Origin of the sequence: Nocardioides ganghwensis (genome assembly GCF_014779655.1) — a bacterium.
Lineage (GTDB): Bacteria > Actinomycetota > Actinomycetes > Propionibacteriales > Nocardioidaceae > Nocardioides > Nocardioides ganghwensis.
Map to the genome: position 1 here is coordinate 1 of NZ_JACXYX010000011.1, position 12,790 is coordinate 12,790.

Sequence of the window (12,790 nt, forward strand, 5' to 3'; positions counted from 1 at the left end):
CCCTACGAGAACCTACGAGGACCATGTGCGAGGTCATCCCTCGCCTGCGATGAGGAGACGGTCTCCCTGCCGTGCCAGCTGCAGGCTGCCCTGCTCCGTCGTGGTCCGGCCCGACGTGGTGACGAACTCGATCGTGTACGTCGTCGTCAGCGACTGCGGGTCGGCCCGGATGTCGCGTGGGGTGGCCGACTCGATCGTGCTCCAGAACCCCGAGTAGCCCTCGAAGCCCCCGCTCGCCGCCTGGAACTCCGGGGTGAGCATCGCGAAGGTGGTCTCGGGGTCCGAGGTGACCTGCGCGAAGTAGTCCTCGACGAAGGTGCGCATCGCCGCCCGGGTCGCACCCGGCCCGTCGGACGGGCTCGGTTCCTCGGTCGGCTCCTCGGTCGGTTCCTCGGTCGGTTCCTCGGTCGGTTCCTCGGTCCGCTCCACACTGGGCTCCTGCGAGTCCGACGTCGTCGGCTCCGACGAGCCGCCCGACGGGTCGGGGGACTCGTCCTCGGACCACAGCAGCCACGCTCCCAGCCCCAGCAGCAGCACCAGTGCCAGCGCCGCCGCGACGGCGCCCACCGGCAGCCTGCGCGAGCGCCGGGAGGCGAGCGGTGGGGCCGGTGCGTCCTCGGCCGTCGCGTCACGGGGGACCACGGGGGCGGCAGTCGTGCGCGTGGTCGGTTCGGGGTCACCGGTCGGCGTGGCACCTGCGCCGGTCGCCAGCAGTGCCGTCGGGGCGTCGTCACGGGAGGAGTCGTGGGAGGAGTCGGACGGCACGGGCGCGGGCGCGGTGCTCGGCTCGCCCCGGGCGATCCGCCTCAGGTCGTCGCGCACCCGCGCCACGGGCCAGCGCCGCTCGGGCTCCTTGACCATCATGACCGCGAGCAACCCGGACATCGGGTCCTCGGCGGGCAGCCGCGGCGGGTCGCCGTTGACGATCCGGTAGAGACCGCCGAGCACGTTCTGCCCGACGTCGTAGGGCGCCCGGCCGGCGACGGCGTGGTAGAGGGTGGCGCCGAGGGACCAGACGTCGCTGGCCTCCGTCGCCGGGGCGCCCGACGCGACCTCCGGCGCGAGGTAGGCGGGGGAGCCCGTGACGATGCCCGTCTGCGTGAGGGCAGCGTCGCTGGCCGCCCGGGCGATCCCGAAGTCACCGAGCTTCGCGTGGTCGTCCGCACTGATGATGATGTTGTTGGGCTTGACGTCGCGGTGGACGATGCCGGCCCGCCCGGCCTGGACGAGTGCGTCGGCGGCCTGGGCGAGGATCGCGGCCGCGCGACGCGCCGGCAGCGGCCCCTCGTCGGCGACCAGCTCGGCGAGCGTACGGCCGTCGACGTGCTCCATCACGAGCCAGTAGCAGTCGTCGTCCTTGACGAGGTCGAAGATCGACACGACGTGCGAGTGGTTGATCCCGGCGGCGAGCCGCGCCTCCCGCTCCGCGCGCAGGACGTCGTCGTCGGTGGTCCCCGGCAGCAGGCCGATGCGCTTGACCGCGACGCGGCGGTCCAGCAGCTCGTCGTGCGCGAGGTGGACGACGCCTGCGCCGCCGCGACCGATCTCCCTCTCCAGGCGATACCTGCCTGCAATCACGTGGGCCCCTTCCGTGGCTGACCTCCAAGGCTAGTCACCACCCGCGGTACGTCCTCACCCGTGGGGACCAGTCCTCCGGACCGTTCCGGGAGGGTCGGGGGAACCGCCCCCGGGAGGTACTAGCACCATCGGACAGCTCGTCGGCGCGGGCGCAGAGGGACAGGCTGGTCACACCTACCGAGGAGGACCCCATGTCCAGCACGAAGACCATCCCAGCAGCCCTCGCCGTCGCCTGCCTCACGGCGTCCCTCAGCGCCGGCCTGGCCGCACCCGCGGCCTCAGCCAGCAGTGACGACGACGACCGCGTGATCCGCACCGGCAGCTGCAGCGGCAGCGCCGACTGGAAGCTCAAGGTCAAGACCGACGACGGCCGTCTCGAGGTCGAGGGCGAGATCGACAGCAACGTCCCGGGCCAGCGCTGGCGCTGGACCCTGCGCCACAACGGCTCCGTGAGCGACCGCGGCGTCGGCACCACGACCGGACGCAGCGGCTCCTTCGAGGTCGAGCGCAAGGTCGTCGACCTCGCCGGCACCGACACCCTCGTCCTCCGTGCCGTGCGCGACGGCCAGGTGTGCCGCGGTGTGGTCAACTACTGACCTCACCGGAGGTACGCCCCATGCGCTGGCTGACGAATCCCGTGGCGCAGTTCCTCGCCGCGGGACTCGTCACGCTCGTCGTCGTGGTCGTCGCGACCAGTGCCCTCAGTCGCTCGGCGGCCGACGAGGAGGCGATCGCCGACGCCCGGTCGCTCACGTGGGTGCTCGCGCATTCGGTCGCCCAGCCCGAGATCCCGCCCGGTCTGGTCGACGGTGACGCGGCCGCCATCGACCGCCTGGACCGTACGGCGCTGGACCGGCTGCTCATCGGCGACGTCCTGCGGGTCAAGCTGTGGGACGCCGACGGCACGGTGCTCTACAGCGACCGCACCGAGCTGATCGGAGCCGTCTACCCCTTGGGCGACGACGAGGTCGAGGTGCTCCGCAACGGCGGCACCGAGGCCGAGCTCTCCGACCTCGACCGGCCGGAGAACCGGTTCGAGCGTGCGCTCGGCGGCGACCTGCTCGAGGTCTACACCCGCATCGAGTCCCCCGAGGGCGAGCCGCTGCTGTTCGAGGCCTACCTCGGCGTCGACGACATCCGGCAGAGCCGCGCGCGGATCCTCGACCGCTTCCTCCCGATCACCCTCGGCGCGCTCCTCGCCCTCGTCGCCCTCGGCACGCCGCTCGTCCTGCTCCTCTCGCGCCGCCTGTCACGGGCCGCCCGGGAGCGCGAGCGCCTGCTCGAGGCAGCGGTGCGTGCCTCCGACGCCGAACGCCTGCGCATCGCCCGTGACCTGCACGACGGCGTCGTCCAGGACCTCGCCGGGTCGTCGCTGGCCCTGTCGACCCTGGCAGCGAGGTCCGGCGGGGCCGGCCGGCAGGAGCTCGAGGCCGTCGGCCGGTCGCTGCGGGTCAGCATGCGGTCCCTGCGGTCGCTGCTCGTGGAGATCTACCCACCAGACCTGCACACCGGCGGCCTCGCGGCCGCGGTCGACGACCTCGTCGCACCGCTGGTCGCGAGCGGGGTGGAGGTCGACGTCGACGTGACCGGCACCGAGGACGCGTCGCAACCGGCCGTGGCACTCCTGTGGCGGGTGGCACAGGAGGCCGTACGCAACGTGGCACGGCACGCGCGCGCCGGACGCATGTCCCTCACGGTGCGGCGGGAGGGCGACCGGATGGTGCTCGAGGTCGTGGACGACGGCATCGGGTACGCCGCGGACGCCGTCGTCGGCGAGGACCACTTCGGGCTGCGGGCTGCGGGGAGCCTCGTCCGCGAGCACGCCGGCACGCTGGAGGTCGAGTCGGCGCCCGGGGACGGCACCGTCGTCCGGATGGAGGTCCCGGCCGGATGATCCGAGTCGTGGTGGCCGACGACCACGCCGTCGTCCGGCGCGGCCTGACCGGCCTCATCGAGTCCACCGAGGACCTCGCGGTGGTCGGGGTGGCCCGCGACGGTGGCGAGGCCGTCGCCCTGGTGCGCGAGCTCAGGCCCGATGTCGCCGTCATGGACCTCCAGATGCCCGTCATGGACGGCGTCGAGGCCACCCGCGCGATCGTCGGTGAGGCGTCGGGCACCGAGGTGCTGGTCCTGACGTCCTTCTCCGACCACTCCAGGATCGACGCGGCGATCGAGGCCGGAGCGGTCGGCTACCTGCTCAAGGACGCCGAGCCGGAGGCGCTGCTCGACGGCATCCGCGCCGTCGCCCGCGGGGAGTCGCCCCTCGACCCGCGGGCCGCGCGGCGCCTGCTCGCGCGGACCGCGCGCAGCGAGACCGGGTCGGCTCCACCTGCTGCGGACGTCCCGGGTCTCTCACCTCGCGAGGCCGAGGTGCTGCGCCTCGTCGTCGAGGGCCTGCTCAACAAGCAGATCGCCCTCCGGCTCGGCATCACCGAGCGCACCGTCAAGGCCCACCTCACCTCGGCCTACCAGCGCATCGGGGTGGCCGACCGCACGCAGGCGGCGCTGTGGGCACAACGACGCGGCGTCGGTGGGACCGGTCGTCCCGACCAGCCGTAGGACTATCCCTCGCCGGCGATGAGCAGCTTGTCGTCGAGGCGCTCGAGCTGGAGCCGTACGCGCTGGGTGTCGCGCTCCCCGGACTCCATGACGTAGGCCACCGTGTAGCCCACCGTCAGGTCCGACGGGTTGCTCTCGACCTCCTCGAGCGTCGCGGAGCGCACCTTCCCCCACCACCCGATGTATCCCTCGTAGCCACCGCTGGCCTCGCGGAACTCCGGCGTCAGCTGCTGGAAGGCCGCCTCGGGATCCGAGGTGACCGTCGCGAGGTAGGAGGTGATGAAGGCGTCCATCTGCTCACGGGTGTCCTCCGCGGACAGCGGGGGAGTGCTGTTGCTGCTGCTCGTGGTCGCCGAGGCCCGGGGCGTGCGGGTGTCGTCAGGCGCCGCCTCGGGCGTGTCACGACCGGCGAGGACGTACGCCGCCACCACGGCCGAGACCGCGAGCACCGCGGCCGCGGCGATGAGGCTCCACCGACGGGCGTGGGGGCGCCCGGGGCGCGCGGCCGGACGTACGGCCGCAGGCTGCTGCACCGTGGGCAGCACGCCGGTCTCCTCGCGGGGTGCGGCCGGCGAGGGCGCAGGAGCGGGGATCGTCGAGCGCTGACCGCGGGCGATGCGGGCCAGCTCGTCACGGACGCGCGGCATCGACCAGCGCGCCTCGGTGTCCCGGTTCATCATCACCGTCAGCAGCCCCGCCATCGGGTGGTCGCCGGGGAGGCGCGGCGGGTCCTCGTGCACGATCTTGTAGAGCGCGCCGATCAGGTTGTCCCCGACCTCGTACGGCGGCCTGCCGGTGACCGCGTGGTAGAGCGTCGCGCCCAGGGACCACACGTCGCTGGCCGGGGTGGCCGACGACCCCGACGCCACCTCGGGCGCGAGGTAGGCGGGCGAGCCGGTGACCAGTCCGGTCTGGGTGAGCGACGGGTCGTCGGCGGCGCGGGCGATGCCGAAGTCGTTGAGCTTGGCGGCACCGCCGGCGATCAGGATGTTGCTGGGCTTGACGTCGCGGTGCACGATCCCGAGGCCGTGGGCCTCGACGAGCGCGTCCGCGGTCTGCGCCAGCAGTGCGGCCGCCTCGGTCGCCTCCAACGGCCCGGACGTACGGACCCGGTCGCTGAGCGTCTCGCCGTCGACGTACTCCATCACCAGCCATCGGACGTCGTCGGCGTCCACCAGGTCGAAGACCGACACGACGTGCGGGTGGTTGAGCGCGGCGGCGAGCCTCGCCTCGCGCTCGGCGCGCTCGAGCTCGGCGTTGTCCGAGCCCGGGATCAGCCCGATGCGCTTCATCGCGACCTGTCGGCCGAGCACCTCGTCGAGGGCCAGGTGCACCGTGCCGGAGCCACCCCGACCGATCTCCCGCTCGAGCCTGTACCTGCCTGCGATCACGTGCCGTACCTCCTGAATCCTCGCCCTAGGCTAGTGCCCGTCCACCAACCCCAGACCACCCGAAGGAATCCACGTGACGACCCCGAATGTCCTCGACGAGCTGGAGTGGCGCGGCCTCGTCGCCCACTCCACCGACCGCGACGCGCTCCGCGCGGCGCTGGGCGAGGGGAGCGTCAAGTTCTATGTGGGCTTCGACCCGACCGCGCCCAGCCTCCACATGGGAAACCTGGTCCAGCTGGTCACCGCGCGTCGCCTGCAGGACGCCGGCCACACGCCCTACATCCTGGTCGGCGGCGCCACCGGCATGATCGGCGACCCACGCGACTCCGGCGAGCGAACGCTCAACTCCCTCGACACGGTCAAGGAGTGGACCGAGCGCGTGCGCCAGCAGGTCTCGCGCTTCGTGTCCTTCGAGGGGTCCAACGCCGCGACCACGGTCAACAACTACGACTGGACGGCGTCGCTGTCGACCATCGACTTCCTGCGCGACATCGGCAAGCACTTCCCGGTGAACCGGATGCTCGCGCGCGACACGGTCAAGCGTCGTCTCGAGTCCGGCATCAGCTACACCGAGTTCTCCTACGTCCTGCTGCAGTCCATGGACTACCTCAACCTCTTCCGCGAGCACGGCGTGCGGCTGCAGTTCGGCGGCTCCGACCAGTGGGGCAACATCACCGGCGGCGCGGAGCTCGTACGCCGGGTGACGGGCGAGAACGCCTACGGCTTCGCCACGCCGTTGATCACGAAGACCGACGGCACCAAGTACGGCAAGACCGAGGGGGGCGCCCTCTGGCTCGATCCGGAGATGCTCTCTCCCTACGCCTTCCACCAGTTCTGGCTCAACGTCGAGGACGAGAAGGTCGGGGAGCTGCTGCGGATCTTCACCTTCCTCACCCGCGAGGAGATCCTCGAGCTCGAGCAGCAGACCGCGGAGAAGCCCTTCCTGCGCGCCGGGCAGAAGCGCCTCGCCGACGAGGTCACCGCCCTGGTGCACGGCGCCGAGGAGGTCGAGCAGGCCAAGGCAGCCGCCGCGGCGCTGTTCGGCGGGGGAGACCTGGGCAGCATCAAGCCCGACACGCTGGCCGCGGCACTGCGCGAGGCGGGAGGTACGTCCCTCCCGGCCGGCGACCTCCCCGGCATCCTGGACCTGCTCGTGTCCGCCGGCCTTGCCAAGAGCAAGGGCGAGGCACGCCGCACCGTGGCTGAGGGGGGCGCCTACCTCAACAACCAGCGCGTGGAGGACCCCGACCTGCAGCCGGGTGCAGACGACCTGGTCGCGGGATCGTGGTTGGTGCTGAGACGCGGGAAGAAGAACTTCGCGGGCATCCACGTGGGCTGAGCAGTCCCCGGCAGGGTGCAGCAGGGCTCGGTGTCGGACGCGCCGACGGACGTCCGACACCGAGCCCCAACCGCCCCAGCAGCCCCAACAAGCCTCTGACCTGCGGAAACGTCGATGTGCCCGCGGTCACACCGTTTCGATTTGCGCGATCTGGCCGCGCGGCATAATGTTCTGTCTGTCGCCAGGGAGCGGCGGGGAGCAAGGCCGGTCAGGCCGGGCTCCCGGCCCCGGGCAGGACAACCCGAAGCGGTCATCGGTCACGGTGACACCACCGGGTCAGAGTGAGACAGACGAGGATTTGCCACGTCTGCGAATCGCTCGCTAGGTTTGACCAGTTGCCTCACGCAACCGAGATCCTCACCGGATCGCGATGTGGGTGCGTCTGATTCTTGAGAACTCAACAGTGTGTTTGATTAGTCGACGAATTAGTTTGTTATGCCCCGTTGACACTGGTTTTGTTTGGTGTCGCGGTTTCTTTGACAATGATTCTGGCAATTGATGTCAGTTTTGTTCGGTCAGGGGATGTGGCTCTTATTGATAGTCGCTCCTGCTGCTTTGGTGGTGGGGGTTGATGGTTTTCGATGGAGAGTTTGATCCTGGCTCAGGACGAACGCTGGCGGCGTGCTTAACACATGCAAGTCGAGCGGAAAGGCCACTTCGGTGGTACTCGAGCGGCGAACGGGTGAGTAACACGTGAGTAATCTGCCCTTGGCTTTGGGATAGCCACCGGAAACGGTGATTAATACCGAATATGACCACTTCACGCATGTGATGGTGGTGGAAAGTTTTTCGGCCAGGGATGTGCTCGCGGCCTATCAGCTTGATGGTGAGGTAATGGCTCACCATGGCTTCGACGGGTAGCCGGCCTGAGAGGGTGACCGGTCACACTGGGACTGAGACACGGCCCAGACTCCTACGGGAGGCAGCAGTGGGGAATATTGGACAATGGGCGGAAGCCTGATCCAGCAACGCCGCGTGAGGGATGACTGCCTTCGGGTTGTAAACCTCTTTCGGTGGGGACGAAGCGCAAGTGACGGTACCCACTAAAGAAGCACCGGCCAACTACGTGCCAGCAGCCGCGGTAATACGTAGGGTGCGAGCGTTGTCCGGAATTATTGGGCGTAAAGGGCTCGTAGGCGGTTTGTCGCGTCGGGAGTGAAAACGCCGTGCTTAACACGGCGCTTGCTTTCGATACGGGCAGACTAGAGGTATTCAGGGGAGAACGGAATTCCTGGTGTAGCGGTGAAATGCGCAGATATCAGGAGGAACACCGGTGGCGAAGGCGGTTCTCTGGGAATGACCTGACGCTGAGGAGCGAAAGTGTGGGGAGCGAACAGGATTAGATACCCTGGTAGTCCACACCGTAAACGTTGGGCGCTAGGTGTGGGGTCCATTCCACGGATTCCGTGCCGCAGCTAACGCATTAAGCGCCCCGCCTGGGGAGTACGGCCGCAAGGCTAAAACTCAAAGGAATTGACGGGGGCCCGCACAAGCGGCGGAGCATGCGGATTAATTCGATGCAACGCGAAGAACCTTACCTGGGTTTGACATACACCCTGCCGCTCCAGAGATGGGGCTTCTTTTGGGGGTGTACAGGTGGTGCATGGCTGTCGTCAGCTCGTGTCGTGAGATGTTGGGTTAAGTCCCGCAACGAGCGCAACCCTCGTTCTATGTTGCCAGCACGTAATGGTGGGGACTCATAGGAGACTGCCGGGGTCAACTCGGAGGAAGGTGGGGATGACGTCAAGTCATCATGCCCCTTATGTCCAGGGCTTCACGCATGCTACAATGGCCGGTACAAAGGGCTGCGATCCCGTAAGGGGGAGCGAATCCCAAAAAGCCGGTCTCAGTTCGGATTGGGGTCTGCAACTCGACCCCATGAAGTCGGAGTCGCTAGTAATCGCAGATCAGCAACGCTGCGGTGAATACGTTCCCGGGCCTTGTACACACCGCCCGTCACGTCACGAAAGTCGGCAACACCCGAAGCCGGTGGCCCAACCCTTGTGGAGGGAGCCGTCGAAGGTGGGGCTGGCGATTGGGACGAAGTCGTAACAAGGTAGCCGTACCGGAAGGTGCGGCTGGATCACCTCCTTTCTAAGGAGCACACGCCCCGATGTCAGGCGAATGTCCTGGCACGCATGGTGGTGTTCACTAGTGGAATCGTCGATGGTCAGGGTGCTGATGTTCCAGCTTGTCTGGGGTGTTGGTGGTCTGGTTACTCATGGCCCTGCGTTGGTGGGGGATGGGGTCAAGCACACTGTTGGGTCCTGAAGGATCAGCCGTTTTGGTTGGTTGTTCTGGTCCTCCCTTTGCTCGTGGCTGTCCTACTTGGGTGGTCGTGGGTGTTGGTGGGGTTGTTGTTTGAGATCTGCATAGTGGACGCGAGCATCTTTGCAGCCGGCGTGATTGCTGGTTGCGAGTAGTTCAATGAGCTCAAGTATGAGTTCAGTCGGCGTGGCCTGTTTCCTTACGGGTTGCGTCGTTTTTGCTGGCCTGCCTCTTTGATTGGGGGGTGGGCTGGTGTTGTCTCTTTGTGTGTGTTGTCTTGACGTTGTTGAGACAAGCTATGAAGGGCACATGGTGGATGCCTTGGCATCAAGAGCCGATGAAGGACGTTGGAGCCTGCGATAAGCCCTGGGGAGTTGGCAACCAAGCTGTGATCCGGGGGTGTCCGAATGGGGAAACCCAGCACGAGTCATGTCGTGTTACCTGCACCTGAACACATAGGGTGTGTGGAGGGAACGTCGGGAAGTGAAACATCTCAGTACCGACAGGAAGAGAAAACAACAGTGATTCCGAGAGTAGTGGCGAGCGAAATCGGATGAGGCTAAACCTCAGGCGTGTGATACCCGGCAGGGGTTGCGTCTGGGGGGTCGTGGGACCGCTCATCAAGTACTGCCGTGCTTGGAGGAAGTCAAAAACCTGTGTGGAAGTCGAAGTCGGTTGGAAAGCCGTACCGTAGAGGGTGATAGGCCCGTAGACGTAAAGCGCAGGCTTCCGAGCGTGTTCCCAAGTAACACGGAACCCCTGAAATTCCGTGTGAATCTGGCGGGACCACCCGTTAAGCCTAAATACTCCTTGATGACCGATAGCGGACAAGTACCGTGAGGGAAAGGTGAAAAGTACCCCTGGCGGGGAGTGAAATAGTACCTGAAACCGTGTGCCTACAATCCGTCGGAGCTCATGGCCAGCTTGCTGGTCGGGGTGACGGCGTGCCTTTTGAAGAATGAGCCTGCGAGTTTGCGGTGTGTTGCGAGGTTAACCCGTGTGGGGAAGCCGTAGCGAAAGCGAGTCCGAACAGGGCGATTCAGTAGCGCGCTCAAGACCCGAAGCGAAGTGATCTATCCATGGGCAGGTTGAAGCGTCGGTAAGACGACGTGGAGGACCGAACCCACTTAGGTTGAAAACTGAGGGGATGACCTGTGGATAGGGGTGAAAGGCCAATCAAACTTCGTGATAGCTGGTTCTCCCCGAAATGCATTTAGGTGCAGCGTTGCGTGTTTCTTGCCGGAGGTAGAGCACTGGATAGCCGATGGGCCCTACAAGGTTACTGACGTTAGCCAAACTCCGAATGCCGGTAAGTGAGAGCGCAGCAGTGAGACTGCGGGGGATAAGCTCCGTAGTCGAGAGGGAAACAGCCCAGACCATCAGCTAAGGCCCCTAAGCGGTGACTAAGTGGAAAAGGATGTGGAGTCGCATTGACAACCAGGAGGTTGGCTTGGAAGCAGCCACCCTTGAAAGAGTGCGTAATAGCTCACTGGTCAAGTGATTCCGCGCCGACAATGTAGCGGGGCTCAAGTCATCCGCCGAAGCTATGGCATTCAGCGAATACATCAGCATCGACTTGATCGGTGTTCAGTGCGCTGGATGGGTAGGGGAGCGTCGTGTGGGCAGTGAAGCGCCGGAGTGATCCAGGTGTGGAGGCCACACGAGTGAGAATGCAGGCATGAGTAGCGAATCACGGGTGAGAAACCCGTGCGCCGAATGATCAAGGGTTCCAGGGTCAAGCTAATCTGCCCTGGGTAAGTCGGGACCTAAGGCGAGGCCGACAGGCGTAGTCGATGGACAACGGGTTGATATTCCCGTACCGGCGAAGTTGCGCCCATGACGAACCTGGTGATGCTAACCACCCGAAGCTCATCGGACCGGACCCTTCGGGGCGAGGCTGGTGGGTGGAGCGTGGGACCCGAGCTGGTAGTAGTCAAGCGATGGGGTGACGCAGGAAGGTAGCCCAGCCACAGCGATGGTTGTCTGTGGGCAAGCGCGTAGGACGTGGTGTAGGCAAATCCGCACCATCCACTTCAGTGTGGAGTCTGAGACGTGACGCGGAGCCATATATGGCGAAGTGGGTGATCCTATGCTGTCGAGAAAAACCTCTAGCGAGCAACGAGCCGCCCGTACCCCAAACCGACTCAGGTGATCAAGTAGAGAATACTAAGGCGATCGAGACAACCATGGTTAAGGAACTCGGCAAAATGCCCCCGTAACTTCGGGAGAAGGGGGGCCGGATCCGTGAACCCACTTGCTGGGGGAAGCGGTGATGGCCGCAGAGACCAGGGGAAAGCGACTGTTTACTAAAAACACAGGTCCGTGCGAAGTTGTAAGACGATGTATACGGACTGACTCCTGCCCGGTGCTGGAAGGTTAAGAGGACCGGTTAGGCAGCAATGCCGAAGCTGAGAATTTAAGCCCCAGTAAACGGCGGTGGTAACTATAACCATCCTAAGGTAGCGAAATTCCTTGTCGGGTAAGTTCCGACCTGCACGAATGGAGTAACGACTTTCCCACTGTCTCAACCATGGACTCGGCGAAATTGCACTACGAGTAAAGATGCTCGTTACGCGCGGCAGGACGGAAAGACCCCGGGACCTTTACTATAGTTTGGTATTGGTGTTTGGTACGGCTTGTGTAGGATAGGTGGGAGACTGTGAAGTCCACACGCCAGTGTGGGTGGAGTCAACGTTGAAATACCACTCTGGTCGTACTAGATGTCTAACCTAGGTCCGTTATCCGGATCAGGGACAGTGCCTGATGGGTAGTTTAACTGGGGCGGTTGCCTCCTAAAATGTAACGGAGGCGCTCAAAGGTTCCCTCAGCCTGGTTGGCAATCAGGTGGCGAGTGTAAGTGCACAAGGGAGCTTGACTGTGAGACAGACATGTCGAGCAGGGACGAAAGTCGGAACTAGTGATCTGGCCACGGCATGTGGAAGCGTGGTCACTCAACGGATAAAAGGTACCCCGGGGATAACAGGCTGATCTTCCCCAAGAGTCCATATCGACGGGATGGTTTGGCACCTCGATGTCGGCTCGTCGCATCCTGGGGCTGGAGTAGGTCCCAAGGGTTGGGCTGTTCGCCCATTAAAGCGGCACGCGAGCTGGGTTTAGAACGTCGTGAGACAGTTCGGTCCCTATCCGCCGCGCGCGCAGGAAACTTGAGAAAGGCTGTCCCTAGTACGAGAGGACCGGGATGGACGAACCTCTGGTGTGCCAGTTGTTCTGCCAAGAGCACGGCTGGTTGGCTACGTTCGGAAGTGATAACCGCTGAATGCATCTAAGCGGGAAGCACGTTTCAAGATGAGGTTTCCCACCACGTAAGTGGGTAAGGCCCCCCACAGAACATGGGGTTGATAGGCCGGAGGTGTACAGCAGTAATGCCCAGCCGACCGGTACTAATAGGCCGAGGGCTTGTCCCAACCACGTACAAGACCACACACGCGCACCAAGACGAACACGATGTTCGCGTCCACTACGCAGTTCCCAACCAACAAACCCAACCGGTTTGTGGAGGTTGAAAGAGTTACGGCGGCCATAGCGAAACGGGAAACACCCGGTCCCATACCGAACCCGGAAGTTAAGCCTTTCAGCGCCGATGGTACTGCAACCGAGAGGTTGTGGGAGAGTAGGACGCCGCCGGACAAACATT

General features: G+C 65.1%; 6 protein-coding genes and 3 rRNA genes. 7 read left to right on the plus strand and 2 right to left on the minus strand.

Features of this window, described 5'->3' with window-relative positions:
• Window positions 1–33: 33 nt before the first annotated feature.
• Window positions 34–1,578, minus strand: coding sequence for a serine/threonine-protein kinase (locus IEZ24_RS14115; protein ID WP_129457145.1), 1,545 nt, complete (start codon window positions 1,576–1,578; stop codon window positions 34–36).
• Window positions 1,579–1,769: 191 nt separating this feature from the next.
• Here IEZ24_RS14115 and IEZ24_RS14120 point away from each other — a divergent pair, with 191 nt between their 5' ends.
• Genes IEZ24_RS14120 through IEZ24_RS14130 form a run of 3 tightly spaced genes read left to right on the plus strand, consistent with a single transcriptional unit; the run spans window position 1,770 to window position 4,137 of the window.
• Window positions 1,770–2,174: a hypothetical protein gene (locus tag IEZ24_RS14120; protein WP_129457144.1), complete on the plus strand. Its 405-nt coding sequence runs from the start codon at window positions 1,770–1,772 to the stop codon at window positions 2,172–2,174.
• 20 nt (window positions 2,175–2,194) lie between these two features.
• Window positions 2,195–3,472 (plus strand): sensor histidine kinase, encoded by a 1,278-nt coding sequence (locus IEZ24_RS14125; protein WP_129457143.1) that lies wholly within the window; start codon window positions 2,195–2,197, stop codon window positions 3,470–3,472.
• Complete coding sequence (locus tag IEZ24_RS14130) at window positions 3,469–4,137, plus strand: response regulator (protein WP_129457142.1); 669 nt, start codon at window positions 3,469–3,471, stop codon at window positions 4,135–4,137. Before IEZ24_RS14125 ends, IEZ24_RS14130 begins: the two co-directional genes overlap by 4 nt.
• A gap of 2 nt (window positions 4,138–4,139) precedes the next feature.
• Here IEZ24_RS14130 and IEZ24_RS14135 read toward each other — a convergent pair whose 3' ends face one another.
• A complete protein-coding gene (locus IEZ24_RS14135) occupies window positions 4,140–5,528 on the minus strand; it encodes a serine/threonine-protein kinase (RefSeq protein WP_165356222.1) in 1,389 nt (462 codons plus the stop codon).
• A gap of 73 nt (window positions 5,529–5,601) precedes the next feature.
• Between IEZ24_RS14135 and tyrS the strand changes: the two genes are divergently transcribed.
• From tyrS to rrf, 4 genes are all read left to right on the plus strand, one after another.
• Window positions 5,602–6,867: a tyrosine--tRNA ligase gene (gene tyrS / locus IEZ24_RS14140; protein WP_129457140.1), complete on the plus strand. Its 1,266-nt coding sequence runs from the start codon at window positions 5,602–5,604 to the stop codon at window positions 6,865–6,867.
• Window positions 6,868–7,445: 578 nt separating this feature from the next.
• A 16S ribosomal RNA gene (locus IEZ24_RS14145) occupies window positions 7,446–8,961 on the plus strand.
• A gap of 463 nt (window positions 8,962–9,424) precedes the next feature.
• Window positions 9,425–12,560, plus strand: a 23S ribosomal RNA gene (locus tag IEZ24_RS14150).
• 105 nt (window positions 12,561–12,665) lie between these two features.
• Window positions 12,666–12,783 (plus strand): 5S ribosomal RNA (gene rrf, locus IEZ24_RS14155).
• Together the 16S, 23S and 5S rRNA genes form the textbook arrangement of a ribosomal RNA operon.
• Window positions 12,784–12,790 lie beyond the last annotated feature (7 nt).